This window comes from Streptomyces sp. NBC_00224, assembly GCF_041435195.1.
In the GTDB taxonomy this organism is placed as follows: Bacteria; Actinomycetota; Actinomycetes; order Streptomycetales; family Streptomycetaceae; genus Streptomyces.
Genome location: NZ_CP108106.1, coordinates 5,390,775 through 5,405,392, shown reverse-complemented (window position 1 = coordinate 5,405,392; position 14,618 = coordinate 5,390,775). Strand labels below are relative to the sequence as shown.

The following is a 14,618-nucleotide window of genomic DNA, read 5'->3' as shown; positions in this document are numbered from 1 at the left end:
CTAGTCGTCTCCGGCTGCCCGACCGGCCGTTCGCCGTCCGGGCACGCGTGCGCACACGTACGCGTGTACGACACTGCCCTGTCCGGGCACCTGAGTTCAAACCCGCTGCGCGAACGGTGGCCCCGATGGACCAGCCGGGCCTGGGGCGACCAGGTCAGAAAAGTCAGAAAAGGCTGATGGACGCGAAGTGCAGGGCCACCTGGGGCATGCCCGACAGGGCGATGGCGGCGAGCGCGGTGAGCGCGATGGCGAGCGTGAGCGGGGCCGGGACCCGGGGGCGCGCGGCGGACACGCCCGCGGCTCCGGCACCCACAGCGCCACCGGAACCGGCGCCCATGGCCCCGCCCGGTTCGGCGCCTGCCGACGCCGTCCCGGTCCCCGCCACCACGGCCTTCGCGCCCTCCACGGGCGCCTCGACCTCCTCCGGCGCGCGGAACAGTACGGCGGTCCACCGCAGGTAGTAGTACAGGGCGATCACGACGTTGAACGCCATGACGACCGCCAGCCAGCCCAGGCCCGCGTCGACCGCCGCCGAGAAGACCGTCACCTTGGCGAACAGGCCGATGATGCCCGGCGGCAGACCGGCCAGGCAGAGCAGGAAGAAGCCGAGCGCGAGCGCCGCGAACGGGCGCTCGGCGTACAGGCCGCGGTAGTCGGCGATACGGTTCAGCGGCCGCGTACGGGCGACCAGCGCGGCCACCGCGAAGGCGCCGAGGTTCACCACGGCGTACATCAGGGCGTACGCGACGGTCGCGCCGACCTGGGCGTCGCTGGAGTAGCCCGCGGCCGCGATCGGCACCAGGAGGTAGCCGGCCTGACCGACGGAGGACCAGGCGAGCAGGCGGACCGCGCTGTACGCGCGCGTGGCCGACTGGCGCAGCGCGCCCACATTGCCGACGGTCATCGTCAGCGCGGCGACGACCGCGAGCGCCGGGCCCCACACGTCCGCGTACGCCGGGAAGGCGATGACGGCCACCAGGATGAGGCCGGAGAAGCCGACGGCCTTGCCGACGACCGACAGGTAGGCGGCGACCGGCAGCGGCGCGCCCACATAGGTGTCGGGGACCCAGAAGTGGAAGGGGACCGCGGCCGTCTTGAAGGCGAAGCCCACCAGGGTGAGCGCGACGCCGGTCTGGGCGACGGTGTCCAGCTGGTAGGGCACGTCGGCCAGGCGGTTGGCGATCTCGGTGAGGTGCAGGGTGCCGGTCGCCGCGTACACGAAGCTGACGCCGAGCAGCATCACCGCAGTCGCGGTCACCGAGGAGAGGAAGAACTTGAGAGCCGCCTCCGAGGACAGCCGGTCGCCCCGCTTGAGGCCGACGAGCGCGAAGGCCGGCAGCGAGGCGACCTCCAGGGCGACGACCAGGGTGGCCAGGTCGCGGGAGGCGGGCAGCAGGGCGGCGCCGGCGGCCGAGGAGAGCAGCAGGAACCAGAACTCGCCCGCGGGCAGCCTCTCCTTGCTTTCGGTGGGCTCCGTCATCGACAGCAGCGCGGTGAGCAGGGCGCCGCCGAGCACCAGGAACTGGAGCACCAGCGTGAAGCGGTCGACGGTGTAGCTGCACGCCTCGGGGTTGGTGGTGAGGCAGAAGGTCGAGCGCGTCGACTTGTGGAGCGGGATCAGGAGGAGGAGCGCGGCGCCGAGCCCGGCGATCGCGATCCCGCCCAGCAGCGGCTTGCGCTTCTGCGGCAGGAACAGGTCGGCGACCAGCACGATCAGCGCGACGGACGCGGTGATCACCGGCGGGGCGATCGCGAGCCAGTCGACGGACTGGACGACGCTTGCGGCGCCGGTGACGGCTGGGGCGCTTGCGGCGGCCACGGTCACGACTTGCCTCCTGCGAGGAGCTTGTGGACGGCCGGATCGGTGAGGCCGAGGAGGACCGCGGGCCAGAGGCCGGCGAGGACGGTGAGGGCCACGAGCGGGCTCCAGGCGGCGACTTCGTACCCCTGGACGTCCACGAGCCGGGGCTCCTGCGGCTGGGTGTCCGGCGTGCCCATGCAGACGCGGCGGACGACGACGAGCAGATACGCGGCGGTGAGCAGCGTGCCGACGCCCGCGATGGCCATGAAGGTGAGGAACGCGGAGCGGCTGAGGCCGTCGGCCGGGTCGAACGCGCCGAACATGGCCAGCATTTCGCCCCAGAACCCGGCGAGGCCCGGCAGTCCGAGCGAGGCGACCGCCGCGAAGGCCAGGAGGCCGCCCAGGCGCGGGGCCCGGCCGTAGAGCGCGGCGCCGGTCGCGCCGGAGAGGGTGTCCAGGTCGGCCGTGCCGTACCGGTCCTTGAGGGCGCCGACCAGGAAGAAGAGCAGGCCGGTGATGAGGCCGTGGGCGACGTTCGCGAAGAGCGCGCCGTTGACGCCGGTGGGGGTCATGCTCGCGATGCCGAGGAGCACGAAGCCCATGTGGCCGACCGAGGAGTACGCGATGAGACGCTTCAGGTCGCCCTTGTTGCCACGCTTGGCCAGGGCCAGGCAGGCCAGTGATCCGTAGATGATCCCGGCGACGGCGAAGGCCGCCAGATACGGGGCGAACCGGTGCATTCCATCAGGGGCGATGGGCAGCACGATCCGGACGAATCCGTACGTACCCATCTTCAGCAGCACACCGGCCAGCAGCACCGAACCGACGGTCGGCGCGGCGGTGTGGGCGTCCGGCAGCCAGCTGTGCAGCGGCCACATCGGGGTCTTCACCGCGAGCCCGATCCCGATCGCCAAAACGGCGATGACCTGCACCGATGTGGTCATCCCCCGGCCGTTGTCAGTGGCGAGTGCCACCATGTCGAAGGTGCCGGTCTTCAGCCCGATCAGCAGCAGGCCGAGCAGCATCACGACGGAGCCGAGCAGGGTGTAGAGGATGAACTTCCAGGCGGCGGCCTGCCGTTGGTCGCCGCCCCAGCGGGCGATCAGGAAGTACATCGGGATGAGGACCATCTCGAACGCGAGGAAGAACAGCAGCAGATCGAGGACGGCGAAGGTGGCGAGGGTGCCGGACTCCAGGACGAGCAGAAGAGCGACGAAGGCCTTCGGGGACGGGCCCGCGGGCATCTTGAAGTAGCTGTACAGCGCGCACAGGAAGGTCAGCAGCGCGGTCAGGACGAGAAGGGGGAGTGAGATGCCGTCGATGCCGAGGTGGATGCGCACGTTGAGCGTGGGGATCCACTTGATGTCCGTCGTGGCCTGCATCTTCGACGGGTGGTCGCGGTCGAAGCCGAGTGCCAGGACGATCGCCGCGAGCAGGATCGCGCCGGTGACCGTCACGCCGTGGCGCAGCACGGCCTGGCCGGGCGACTTCCCCTTCAGTCCGGGCGGGGCGGGCAGCAGCGCCGCCACCGCGCCGACGAGCGGGCCGGCCACGATGAACGCGAGAAGGAACTGCATCACGGACGCGCTGATATCAATCACGGCTCACGATCCGGCGTTGGCGTTGGCAAGGACGACGGCGACGAGCGCCAGGACGGCGGAGCCCGCGAGCAGCGCGCTGAGATAGGTCTGCACATTGCCGGTCTGGGCCTTGCGCACGGCCGCGCCCAGCCAGCGGGGAAGGGCGCCCGCGCCTTGTACGTACGTCTCGACGACCTCGCGGTCCAGGAAGCGGACCAGTGAGGCGGCGGCGAGCACGGGGCGGACGAACAGCGTCCGGTAGAAGGCGTCCAGGTGGAAGCCGGTGACCGCGTGGCGGTGCAGCGGGCCGAGCAGCAGTCGGCCCGGGTCGGCCGGGTCGTATGCATCCAGAAGGGGCGCGGCGGAGCCGCTCGTTGAGGGGCGGTGGTCGGGCGACGGGCGGGCGATGTCGCCGTAGGCCGGGGCGTGGCTGGCGATGGCCTCCTCCTCGACCAGGCCTCCGTCCGCCTCCGGGTGGGCGGCGACCGCGCCGATCGGGGTGCGCGCGGCCAGGGCGCTGGTGTGCCGCCAGGTGGCGTACGTGACGAGTCCGCCGACCAGGGCGACGCCGGTCGAGAGCACCGAGGTGGTCAGGGCCGGGGTGAGCGCGTGGCCGTCGAACCAGTCGTCGAGGTAGCCGGTGGTCAGGCCGAAGCCGATGGACGGGATCGCGAGCACCCAGAGCACGGCGTTCATCGCGACGGGCTGGCGACCGTGGTCGGGGGCCGGGGCGCCCTTGCCGCGGAAGGCCATCAGCCACAGGCGGGTGGCGTACGCGGCGGTGAGCAGGGCGGTGAGCAGACCGGCGATCAGCACGATCCAGCCGGTGCCCTGCGGGGCGACCGTGCTGTGGCCGAGGGCGGTGTGCTCGGCCGCCGACAGGACGGCTTCCTTGGAGAAGAAGCCGGCGAAGGGAGGAATGGCGGCGAGCGCGAGCAGGGCGACGGTCATCGTCCAGTACGCGTCGGGGATGCGCTTGGCGAGGCCGTCCATGCGGGACATGGCGGACAGCGAGTTGGTGCCGGCGGCGTGGATGATCACGCCGGCCGCGAGGAACAGCAGCGCCTTGAAGGCGCCGTGCGAGAGGAGGTGGAAGACGGCGGCGCCGCGGTCGCCGACGGCCAGGGCGCCGGACATGTAGCCGAGCTGGCCGATCGTCGAGTAGGCGAGGACGCGCTTGATGTCGTCCTGCGCGAGGGCGGCCAGCGCCGAGCCGACCATCGTGACGGCGGCCATCACGGCGAGCACGGTCAGGGCGGCCGCCGAGGCCGCGAAGACGGGGAGGAGACGGGCCACGAAGTAGATGCCGGCCGCGACCATCGTCGCGGCGTGGATCAGCGCGGAGACGGGGGTCGGGCCCGCCATCGCGTCGGGCAGCCAGGTGTGCAGCGGGAACTGCGCGGACTTGCCCGCCACACCGGCCAGGAGCAGCAGGGCGATCAGCGTGGGGTGGTCGATCCCGCCGGTGAGGGCGGCCTGGACGACCCCGGTGATCCGGAACGTACCGGCGTCGGTGGCCAGTGCGAACAGACCGATCAGGAAGGGGACGTCACCGAGCTTGGTGACCAGGAAGGCCTTGAGGGAGGCGGCGCGCGCCTCGGGGGTCTCCCAGTAGTGGCCGACCAGGAAGTACGAGCAGATGCCCATGATCTCCCAGCCGACCAGCAGCAGCATCAGGTCGCCGGAGTAGACGACGAGCAGCATCGCGGAGGTGAAGAGGGAGACGAGAGCGGCGTACGAGGGGTAGCGCGGGTCGTCGCGCAGGTACCCGGTCGAATACAGCTGCACACAGGTCGCCACCAGGCCGACCAGTACGGCGACGAGGACGGCGAAGCCGTCGAGGTGCAGGGCGAGGTCGACCGGGACGGACCCGGTCGGGGTGAGCCGCCTGGACGCGTCGATCGACTTGCCGCCGCCCTGGTCCACGGCGACGACGACGGCGAGGACGAACGCGGCCAGGGTCGGCAGTACGGCCAGCGGGCGCACGTAACCGGGGGCGGTGCGGCCGAGCAGGAGTCCGGCGGCCGCGCCCAGGAACGGAAGGAGGGGGACGAGGACGGCGAGGGTCGTGGTGGTCACGCGGCGGCCTCAGCCTTCTGTGCCGGGGCGGCGGGGTCGTCGGGGCCGGAGCCCTCGGCGGTGTCACGGAGCTTGTCGATGTCCGCGGTGCCCCGGTTGCGGTACACCGCCAGGACGATCGCCAGGCCGATGCCGATCTCGGCGGCGGCGATGGCGATGGTGAACAGGGTGAGCGCCTGTCCGGCGTGGAGGGTGTCGCGCAGCCAGACGTCGAAGGCGACGAGGTTGAGGTTGACGGCGTTGAGCATCAGCTCGACGGACATCAGGACGAGGATCGCGTTGCGGCGCGCGAGCACTCCGTACACACCGGTGCAGAAGAGGAGGACGGCGAGCACGGCCGGATAGATCAGGTGCATCAGCGCTGCTCCTTGTCTCGGGGGGCGTCGCCGGGGGCACCGTCCGCGTCGCCGCTCTTGCGGGACATGACGATCGCGCCGACGAGGGCGGCGAGGAGGAGGACGGAGAGCGCTTCGAACGGCAGCACCCAGTGGCGGAACAGGATCGAGCCGGAGACCTTCGTCGAGCCCTGGCCGGGCCCGTCGAGGTTGATCCAGGTCGTACGGAAGGCGTCCACGACGACCCACAGGAGGGAGCCGGCGGCGGCCAGGGCGACGACGAGGGCGGCCCAACGATTGCCCGAGTCGGCGTCCGGGGAGCGGCCGATCGGCGCCTTGGTGAGCATCAGTCCGAACAGGAGGAGGACCACGACGGAACCGACGTAGATCAGTACCTGCACCCAGGCGATGAACTCGGCGGTGAGCAGGAGGTACTCGACGGCGATGCCGCCGAGCGCCACGACCAGCCAGAGGGCGGCGTGCACCAGCTGCTTGGTCGTGACCGTGAGGACGGCTGCGCCGAAGGTCACCGCGGCGACGAGGAGGAACGCGATCTCGACCCCGGTCGGGGAGAGGAAGCCGTGGTGCACCGGGTGGTGACCGCTGGCGAGGAGCATCATGCCTGGCCCTCCTCGGTCTCGGTGGCGGTCTCGGTGGCCGCCTCTGCTGCCGGGGTGGCCTCGGCGGCCGCCTCTGCGGCGGCGAGCTTCTCTGCCGTCTTGCGGGCCGCGGCGATCTCCTTGGGCTCCTCGGCCGCCGGGTCGAGGGCGGGCGGGGCCGGGACGGTCCACATCCAGTCGCGGAGCTTGTCGCGCTCGTGGGTGAGTTCGTGGATGTCCGTCTCCGCGTACTCGAACTCGGGCGACCAGAACAGCGCGTCGAAAGGACACACCTCGATGCAGATACCGCAGTACATACAGAGGGAGAAGTCGATGGCGAAGCGGTCGAGGACGTTGCGGCTGCGCTCGCGGCCGCCGGGGGCGGCGGCCGGGATCGTCTCCTTGTGGGAGTCGATGTAGATGCACCAGTCGGGGCACTCGCGGGCGCAGAGCATGCAGACCGTGCAGTTCTCCTCGAACAGGCCGATCACGCCGCGGGTACGGGGCGGGAGTTCGGGCTGGACGTCCGGGTACTGCGCGGTGACCGTCTTCTTGGTCATCGTGCGCAGCGTCACGGCGAGGCCCTTGACCAAGCCGGACCCTGGGATGCGGGGCCGGGCGGGCGGGAGCGACGCAGCCATCAGTTGATCGCCACCTTCACGATGCCGGTGAGCGCGATCTGCGCGAGAGCGAGCGGGATGAGCGTGGTCCAGGCGAGCTTCTGCAGCTGGTCCTCGCGGAGCCGGGGGTAGCTGACGCGTAGCCAGATGACGACGAAGGCGAGGATCGCGGTCTTGAGGAGCGTCCACACCCAGCCGAGCCCGTCGGCGCCGAAGGGGCCGTGCCAGCCGCCCAGGAACAGGACGGTGGTGAGGCCGCAGAGGACGACGATCCCGGCGTACTCGGCGAGGAGGAACAGGGCGAAGCGCAGACCCGTGTACTCGGTGTACGCGCCGAAGATGATCTCGGAGTCGGCGACGGGCATGTCGAAGGGCGGGCGCTGGAGTTCGGCGAGCCCGGCGGTGAAGAAGACCAGGGCGCCCACGATCTGCCAGGGCAGCCACCACCACTCGAAGGCGTTGAGGATGCCGGGGAGGGAGACCGTGCCGGCCGCCATCGCCACGGAGGCGGCGGCGAGCAGCATCGGCAGCTCGTACGCGAGGAGCTGGGCGGCGGTACGCAGTCCGCCGAGGAGGGAGAACTTGTTGGCCGAGGCCCAGCCGGCCATGAGCGAGCCGAGTACGCCGACACCCATGACGGCGAGCACGAAGAAGATCCCCGCGTCGACGACTTGGCCGACGGCGCCCTCGCTCGGGCCGACGGGGATCGCGACCAGGACGAGGAGGTACGGGAGCAGCGCGACGGCGGGGGCGAGCTGGAAGACGCGGCGGTCGGCGTCGGCCGGGACCACGTCCTCCTTCTGCGCGAACTTCACGCCGTCGGCGACGAGCTGGGCCCAGCCGTGGAAGCCGCCGGCGTACATCGGGCCGAGGCGGCCCTGCATATGGGCCATGACCTTGTGCTCGGTCTGCCCGATGACGAGGGGCAGGACCAGGAACACGGCGAAGACGACGAGGAGCCGGAGGGCGACGTCGAGTGCGTCGTTCACGCGGGTTCGCCTCCGGCGGGGGTGTCGGTTTCGGGGTCGGGCTCGGGCTCGGGCTCGGGCTCGGGCTGGGTGCTGGTGGTACCGGGACCACGGCCGTCGGATTCGGCGGGCCGCGCCTCGGTGGCTTCCGCAGCTTCGGTTGCTTCGGTTGCTTCGGCGGCTTCCGATGCTTCGGTGGGCTCGCCAGCCGCCGGGGTCGCCGGGGCGCCGTCGAACGCCGGACGCGGGTTGTTCCAGGGGGCGTCCGTGCTGCGGGTGCGCGGCGGGGCCGGTGCGGTCTCCGGGGGCTCAGGTGCCGCTGAGGTCTGAGGTGCCTCCGGGGCCTGGGAGGCCGAGCCCTCGGTAGCGCTGCGGGTCCGGCGCGGGCGCGGGGCGGGAGCCTCCGGGGCCGGAGCGGGTGCCTCCGTGGCCGGGGTCCCGGTCGTCGGTGCGTCCGGCGCGGACGGGTCCGTCGACGGTGCCGTCTGGGACGCCGAGCCCTGCGACGTGCTGCGGGCGCGGCGCGGGGTCGCGGCGGCGCCCTCGGCTGTCGCCGCCGACGGGGCCTGGGACGCGGAGCCCTCCGTGACCGTACGGGTCCGGCGGACCGGGCGGTCTCCGGCTGCGCGCGGGGTGCGGGCCGGGGCGGGCGGGAGCTGGCCCTTCAGGGGGCCCCACTCGTTCGGGTCCGGGACGCCGGGCGGGAGCATCTGGCGGCGCTTGGGCCCACCGTGCTCCGACTCCCCCGGCTCCTTCGCGCCCGGCCAGGCCTTGGCGACCCGCGCCGCGAGGACGAAGTCCTTGCGCAGGGGGTGGCCCTCGAAGCCGTCGGGGAGGAGGAGCGGGATCAGGTTCGGGTGGCCCTCGAACGTGACGCCGAACATCTCGTGCGTCTCGCGCTCGTGCCAGCCCGCGCCCGCGTACACGTCGACGGCCGAGGCCAGGACGGGGGCGGTGTGCGGCACGGTCGTACGGACGAGGAGGCGGCGGACGCGGCGGCCTTCGAGGGAGACGACGTGCGCGCAGACGCGGAAGCCGGTGCCGGGCTCGTCGACCGCGCTGAGCCAGTCGAAGTACGTGCAGCCCAGTTTGTCGCGGGCGATCTCCAACGCGGGGATCCAGGAGCCGACGGGGACGTCGACGGTGAGGAGGTCGTACGCCTCCTCGGCGGTGGCCTCCTCGCCGAAGAGCTCCGTGACGGCGTCGGGCAGACGGTCGTACGCGGTCACTGCGCGGCCCCCGGCGTCGGCGTGTCGTTCTCGGAGGCCCCTGCGGCCCCGGAAGCCCCCTCAGTCCCACGAGCCCCATCAGCTGAGTCCGCACTCGGCGCCGCCGGAGCCGCTGGAGCCGTCACCAGACCGCTGGTGAGCTGCGCCGGTGACGCCTGCGTGGCGTAGCGCTCGGCCAGGGACTCGCGGGCGATCTTCTCCTGGAGCTTGAGGATGCCCTGGAGGAGCGCCTCGGGGCGGGGCGGGCACCCGGGGACGTACACGTCGACCGGGATGATCTGGTCGACGCCCTTGGTCACCGAGTACGAGTCCCAGTACGGGCCGCCGCAGTTGGAGCAGGCGCCGAAGGAGATGACGTACTTCGGCTCGGGCATCTGCTCGTACAGCCGCTTCACCGCCGGGGCCATCTTGTCCGTCACCGTGCCGGAGACGATCATGAGGTCGGCCTGGCGCGGGCCGGGCGCGAAGGGGATCACGCCGAGCCGGATGAAGTCGTGGCGGGCCATCGAGGCCGCGATGAACTCGATGGCGCAGCAGGCGAGTCCGAAGTTGAACACCCAGAGGCTGTAACGGCGGCCCCAGTTGAGGACCACCTTCATCGGCTCGGGCGCCAGGCGTGAGAGCACGCCCAGGCGCTGGCCCTGCACAACCGAGGCCCCCGCGGGCGCCGGAGCGCCGTTTTCGGCCACTTTCGGTGTGGGCAGGAACTGGGGATCCGGAGACGTCACGCCCATTCGAGGACGCCCTTCTTCCATGCGTAGAGCAGTCCCACGGCCAGGAAGCCGAGGAAGATGAACATCTCGACCAGCGTGGCCGCGCCGAATCCGGGGGCGGCGAAGACCGTCGCCCACGGGAAGAGGAAGATCGAGTCCACGGCGAAGATCACGTACAGGAAGGCATAGACGTAGTAGCGCACTTGGGTGTGCGCCCAGCCTTCGCCGACGGGGTCCACTCCGCATTCGTACGTGAGCAGCTTCTCCGGCGTCGGGACCACCGGCCGCAGCAGGCGCCCGGCCCCGAAGGCCACCGCGACGAAGAGCACGCCGACGACGGCGAGCAGTCCGACGACCGAATAGCTCTGGAAGTAGTCCGCCGACAGTTGGCGTACGGTCGGTTCCGGCACGTCCGCCCCTCGCTCCCTGACCTCGTTGCGTCGTTGCAGTCTGTTCGACGATCTGTACGCACGGGAGTCTAGGCCCTGCTAAGGACGGCGTAAGCAGGTGTCTCACGCAGGTTGCACACCTGGCGCCCGGGCGGCGGTGTCCCGGCGCGCACCGCCCCCGTGTCCGGAAGAGGACCCGGGGCGTGACCTGATCGCGTTGGCGCGAGTGGCCCCGGAACGCCGTGGGCGGCACCGGGGGTGGGGTTTTCCCCAGGCGAAACCCGCCTAGCTACCCCATGGCGCCGGGCCGCGCGGCCCGGCAGGCTTGCCTTCATGACCAGCACCTTCCGCGACGAGCAGCGGCCGGGCCGCCGATCCGGCCGACAGCCCGGGCGGCGGCCCGACCTACCGCAGAGCCGGCCGCACGACCGGCCGCACGACCCGTCGTACGACCGGCCGTCCGACGACGAGAGGCTGCCGCCCGCGCGGTTCGCCTACGACCGGCAGACCTGGAAGGAGATCGCGCATCTCCTCGCCAATCTGCCGATGGCGCTCATCGGCTTCGTCTACGTGGCCGTGCTGGTCTTCACCGGCGCCGGCCTCTCGGTCACCGTGATCGGCCTGCCGCTGCTCGCGGTCGGTCTGGTCGGCGCCCGTCAGCTGGGCAAGCTGGAGCGCGCGCGGGCGCGCGCGCTGCTCGGCGTACGGATCGACGAGCCCACGCCGATTCCGGCCCGGGCGCTGCGAAAGGGCGCGCGCGGCGGGGCCCTGCGCTGGCTGTGGACGAGCCTGAAGGACCCGGTGGGCTGGCGGAACGTGCTCTACGAGTTCATCCGGCTGCCCTGGGGCGTGCTGACCTTCGGCGTCACGATGGTCAGCCTGTTCGTGGCGTGGCCGGTGCTCGGGTTCATCGCCCGGGTGCTCACCAACGCCGACCGGGCGATGGTGCGGGCGCTGCTCTCGCCCTCGGACGACCTGGAGCGGCGGATCGCCGAACTGGAGTCGGACCGCGGGGTGGTCGTGGACACGGCGGCGGCCGATCTGCGCCGGATCGAACGCGATCTGCACGACGGCGCGCAGGCTCGGCTCGTCGCCCTCGCCATGGGACTCGGCCTCGCCAAGGAGAAGCTCCTGGAGGGCCAGGCCGACGAAACCGTGGCGGCGATGGTCGACGAGGCGCACGGCGAGGTCAAGCTCGCCCTCCAGGAGCTGCGCGACCTGGCCCGGGGCATCCACCCGGCGGTCCTCACCGACCGGGGCCTGGACGCCGCCATGTCGTCGGTCGCCTCGCGGTGCACGGTGCCGGTGAAGGTGACGGTGGACGTACGGGAAAGGCCCGCGGCGGCGATCGAGGGCATCGCGTACTTCACCGTCTCCGAGCTGCTCCAGAACGTCAGCAAGCACAGCGGCGCGCGGGCGGCCTCGGTGGAGGTGTGGCGGGCGGGCGACCGGCTGCTCATCCAGGTCGAGGACGACGGGCGCGGGGGCGCGCGCCTCGACGGCGGTACGGGCATGGCGGGTCTCGCCGAACGCCTCGGCGCGGTGGACGGGCTGTTCGTGCTCGACTCCCCGCCGGGTGGCCCGACGATCGTCACGGCGGAGCTGCCGTGGCGGGCCCGGGGGACGAAGGAGTAGGGCCGGCCCCGGAGCCGGGGTAGGGAAAACCCCCCGCCGAAGACGGTGACCGGCTCCATGGTCCGGGGCGGCCGTGACCAGCAGTCTTGTACGTAAGAGAACGCGGCCGGGCGTACATGGACCGCATCGGCCACATCAGCGGAAACGAACGGACGGACCGATGATCATGGAGACGGAGTACGGGCGGCGGCCTGCACGGCAGCACTTCCTTCCGCCGGCGCTGCGCGCGCCGCTGGAGGCCCGGACGTTCCGTGAGTTCGGCTATCTGCTGCTCAGCCTGCCGATCAGCATCGTCATGTTCACCTGGGCCATCGTCGTGGTGTCGCTGAGCGCCGGGCTGCTGATCACATTCCTCGGCATCCCGGTGCTCGCCGCCGGACTCGTCGGATGCCGGGCCTTCGGCGCGCTGGAGCGCAAGCGGGCGCGGGCCCTGCTGGGCGTGACCGTGGCCGCGCCGCAGCCCGTGCGGGGCAAGCGCGGGATGGCCTGGATCGGAGCCGTGCTGAAGAGCGGGGTCTCGTGGCGCCACCTGCTGTACTCGGTGCTGCACTTCCCGTGGGCGGTCTTCTCCTTCGTGGTCTCGCTGTCGCTGTGGGTGTACGGGTGGGGGCTGCTGACGTACCCGCTGTGGCAGTGGGTGTTCCCGACGTACACCGGTCAGGACGGAATCCAGCTGTACGGGGACGGGACGCACGACTTCTATCTGGACTCGCCGTTCGAGATCACCCTGACCGTGCTGGTCGGACTGGTCGTCACGCTCGCCGTGCCGTGGGTCATCCGCGGGTTCGCGTACGTCGACCGGGGTCTGCTCTTCGGGCTGCTCGGGCCGTCGCGCCTTGAGGAGCGGGTGGTGGAGCTGGAGTCGGACCGGGGCGTGGTCGTGGACACGTCCGCGGCGGACCTGCGGCGCATCGAGCGGGATCTGCACGACGGCGCGCAGGCGCGGCTGGTCGCCCTCGCGATGGATCTGGGTCTCGCGAAGGAGAAGCTGACCGAGGATCCGCAGGCGGCGGCGCGGATGGTGGACTCGGCGCACGGCGAGGTGAAGGTGGCGCTCCAGGAGCTGCGGGATCTGGCCCGGGGCATCCACCCCGCCGTCCTGACCGACCGCGGCCTGGACGCCGCACTGTCGTCGGTCGCCTCCCGGTGCACGGTGCCGGTGCAGGTGGAGGTGGATCTGCCGGGCCGCCCCGTGCCGGCCATCGAGGGGATCGCGTACTTCACCGTCTCCGAGCTGCTCCAGAACGTGAGCAAGCACAGTGGGGCGAGCCGGGCCGGGGTGGATGTGTGGCGGGCTCAGGACCGGCTGATGCTCCAGGTCACGGACAACGGGCGGGGCGGGGCGACGGTCGACGGCGGGTCCGGGCTCGCGGGGCTCGCGGAGCGGCTGGACGCGGTGGACGGGATTCTGGTGGTGGATTCGCCTCGGGGTGGGCCTACGACGGTGACGGCGGAGCTGCCTTGGCGGGCGTGAGTTGCCCCTCCCCGCCCCTTCCCTAAACCCTCCGGGGGTCGGTGGGTGGTGGAGGCTCGTTTCCCGGGGGCTTCGCCCCGGACCCCCCGCTCGTCTGCGGACCGTGCTGGGTTGCTCGCGCCCGCGCGGCGGAGCCGCAAATGTCACAGCCCCGCGCCCCTAAAAATGCCGCTGCGCGGCAATCCGCTGGGCGCCCCGGAGGGGCGCATTTAGGGGCGCGGGGAACTGCGCGCTCAGCCCGCCACCGGCTCACAGAGAACGAACCCGCCTTCTGGATTCCGCGCAGCTCGGTCCGGATGCTGGGATGCTGGGTGCGCACAGCCATCTGGCGTGCGGGAGCCGAGCAACGCCGAGCCGGGGGGCTGCAGATCGTGGAGGACAGGGTGCGGGTCGTCATCGCCGAGGATTCAGTGCTGCTTCGGGAGGGACTGACCCGCCTGCTGACCGACCGGGGGCACGACGTCGTCGCCGGGGTCGGCGACGGAGACGCGCTGGTCAAGACCGTCGGCGAGCTCGCCGACCAGAACGCGCTGCCGGACGTGGTGGTCGCGGACGTACGGATGCCACCGACCCACACCGACGAGGGCGTACGGGCCGCGGTGCTGCTGCGGAAGCTGTACCCCGGCGTGGGCGTACTCGTGCTGTCGCAGTACGTGGAGGAGCGGTACGCCACCGAACTGCTGGCCGGTTCCAGCCGCGGAGTGGGCTATCTGCTCAAGGACCGCGTCGCCGAGGTCAGGGAGTTCGTGGACGCCGTCGTAAGGGTCGCCCGGGGCGGTACAGCCCTGGACCCCGAAGTGGTGGCCCAGTTGCTCGGCCGCAGCCGCAAGCAGGACGTACTGGCCGGCCTCACGCCGCGCGAGCGCGAGGTCCTCGGCCTGATGGCCGAGGGGCGCACGAACAACGCGGTCGCGAAACAGCTGGTCGTGAGCGACGGCGCCGTCGAGAAGCACGTGAGCAACATCTTCCTGAAGCTGGGCCTCTCCCCAAGTGAGGGCGACCACCGACGGGTACTCGCGGTGCTGACCTATCTCAATTCCTGACCACCTGACACCCTGTCAGGCAAGTCGGCAGGGTTGCGGACGGCTGGAGACCTACAACTAAAGACCGACCGAGGGGCGTCTTACCAGAAGGAGCCGGGGGGCGACTGAAATATGACAAACCGGGGCATTGGACCATCTCAAAAGGGCGTCCAG

13 protein-coding genes are annotated in these 14,618 nt (G+C 71.6%); 3 read left to right on the top strand and 10 right to left on the bottom strand.

Going from position 1 to position 14,618, the window contains the following annotated elements:
• Positions 1 to 163 precede the first annotated feature (163 nt).
• From OG965_RS24075 to OG965_RS24030, 10 genes are read right to left on the bottom strand one after another with little or no spacing between them, the layout of a single operon-like run.
• Positions 164 to 1,825 carry an NADH-quinone oxidoreductase subunit N gene (locus OG965_RS24075; protein WP_371654147.1) on the bottom strand — a complete coding sequence of 554 codons (1,662 nt, stop codon included), beginning with the start codon at positions 1,823 to 1,825 and terminating at the stop codon, positions 164 to 166.
• Positions 1,822 to 3,378 (bottom strand): NADH-quinone oxidoreductase subunit M, encoded by a 1,557-nt coding sequence (locus OG965_RS24070; protein ID WP_371657039.1) that lies wholly within the window; start codon positions 3,376 to 3,378, stop codon positions 1,822 to 1,824. Before OG965_RS24070 ends, OG965_RS24075 begins: the two co-directional genes overlap by 4 nt.
• A gap of 27 nt (positions 3,379 to 3,405) precedes the next feature.
• A complete protein-coding gene (locus tag OG965_RS24065) occupies positions 3,406 to 5,460 on the bottom strand; it encodes an NADH-quinone oxidoreductase subunit L (RefSeq protein WP_371654146.1) in 2,055 nt (684 codons plus the stop codon).
• Complete coding sequence (gene nuoK / locus OG965_RS24060) at positions 5,457 to 5,816, bottom strand: NADH-quinone oxidoreductase subunit NuoK (RefSeq protein ID WP_361392146.1); 360 nt, start codon at positions 5,814 to 5,816, stop codon at positions 5,457 to 5,459. Before nuoK ends, OG965_RS24065 begins: the two co-directional genes overlap by 4 nt.
• Positions 5,816 to 6,415 carry an NADH-quinone oxidoreductase subunit J gene (locus OG965_RS24055; RefSeq protein WP_371654145.1) on the bottom strand — a complete coding sequence of 200 codons (600 nt, stop codon included), beginning with the start codon at positions 6,413 to 6,415 and terminating at the stop codon, positions 5,816 to 5,818. Before OG965_RS24055 ends, nuoK begins: the two co-directional genes overlap by 1 nt.
• Positions 6,412 to 7,035, bottom strand: coding sequence for an NADH-quinone oxidoreductase subunit I (locus OG965_RS24050; RefSeq protein WP_371654144.1), 624 nt, complete (start codon positions 7,033 to 7,035; stop codon positions 6,412 to 6,414). The genes OG965_RS24055 and OG965_RS24050 overlap by 4 nt, the downstream gene beginning before the upstream one ends.
• Positions 7,035 to 8,003 (bottom strand): NADH-quinone oxidoreductase subunit H, encoded by a 969-nt coding sequence (locus tag OG965_RS24045; protein WP_371654143.1) that lies wholly within the window; start codon positions 8,001 to 8,003, stop codon positions 7,035 to 7,037. Before OG965_RS24045 ends, OG965_RS24050 begins: the two co-directional genes overlap by 1 nt.
• Positions 8,000 to 9,211, bottom strand: coding sequence for an NADH-quinone oxidoreductase subunit C (locus OG965_RS24040; protein WP_371654142.1), 1,212 nt, complete (start codon positions 9,209 to 9,211; stop codon positions 8,000 to 8,002). The genes OG965_RS24045 and OG965_RS24040 overlap by 4 nt, the downstream gene beginning before the upstream one ends.
• Positions 9,208 to 9,945: an NADH-quinone oxidoreductase subunit B gene (locus tag OG965_RS24035; protein WP_371654141.1), complete on the bottom strand. Its 738-nt coding sequence runs from the start codon at positions 9,943 to 9,945 to the stop codon at positions 9,208 to 9,210. Before OG965_RS24035 ends, OG965_RS24040 begins: the two co-directional genes overlap by 4 nt.
• A complete protein-coding gene (locus tag OG965_RS24030; RefSeq protein WP_371654140.1) occupies positions 9,936 to 10,334 on the bottom strand; it encodes an NADH-quinone oxidoreductase subunit A in 399 nt (132 codons plus the stop codon). The genes OG965_RS24035 and OG965_RS24030 overlap by 10 nt, the downstream gene beginning before the upstream one ends.
• A gap of 312 nt (positions 10,335 to 10,646) precedes the next feature.
• Between OG965_RS24030 and OG965_RS24025 the strand changes: the two genes are divergently transcribed.
• From OG965_RS24025 to OG965_RS24015, 3 genes are all read left to right on the top strand, one after another.
• Positions 10,647 to 11,948, top strand: a complete 1,302-nt coding sequence (locus tag OG965_RS24025; protein ID WP_371654139.1) for a sensor histidine kinase — start codon at positions 10,647 to 10,649, stop codon at positions 11,946 to 11,948.
• A gap of 166 nt (positions 11,949 to 12,114) precedes the next feature.
• On the top strand, positions 12,115 to 13,422 hold the full coding sequence (locus OG965_RS24020) for a sensor histidine kinase (protein ID WP_371657038.1): 1,308 nt from the start codon (positions 12,115 to 12,117) through the stop codon (positions 13,420 to 13,422).
• A 383-nt stretch (positions 13,423 to 13,805) separates the two neighbouring features.
• Entirely contained in the window at positions 13,806 to 14,465 is a 660-nt protein-coding gene (locus OG965_RS24015; RefSeq protein ID WP_371657037.1) for a LuxR C-terminal-related transcriptional regulator, read from the top strand.
• Positions 14,466 to 14,618 lie beyond the last annotated feature (153 nt).

What these genes read in the sequence shown, in the direction of transcription:
- OG965_RS24035 (WP_371654141.1), bottom strand. Translation starts at nt 9,945, where the DNA reads ATGGGCGTGACGTCTCCGGATCCCCAGTTCCTGCCCACACCGAAAGTG.
- nuoK (WP_361392146.1), bottom strand. Translation starts at nt 5,816, where the DNA reads ATGCACCTGATCTATCCGGCCGTGCTCGCCGTCCTCCTCTTCTGCACC.
- OG965_RS24055 (WP_371654145.1), bottom strand. Translation starts at nt 6,415, where the DNA reads ATGATGCTCCTCGCCAGCGGTCACCACCCGGTGCACCACGGCTTCCTC.
- OG965_RS24070 (WP_371657039.1), bottom strand. Translation starts at nt 3,378, where the DNA reads ATGCAGTTCCTTCTCGCGTTCATCGTGGCCGGCCCGCTCGTCGGCGCG.
- OG965_RS24020 (WP_371657038.1), top strand. Translation starts at nt 12,115, where the DNA reads ATGGAGACGGAGTACGGGCGGCGGCCTGCACGGCAGCACTTCCTTCCG.
- OG965_RS24025 (WP_371654139.1), top strand. Translation starts at nt 10,647, where the DNA reads ATGACCAGCACCTTCCGCGACGAGCAGCGGCCGGGCCGCCGATCCGGC.
- OG965_RS24050 (WP_371654144.1), bottom strand. Translation starts at nt 7,035, where the DNA reads ATGGCTGCGTCGCTCCCGCCCGCCCGGCCCCGCATCCCAGGGTCCGGC.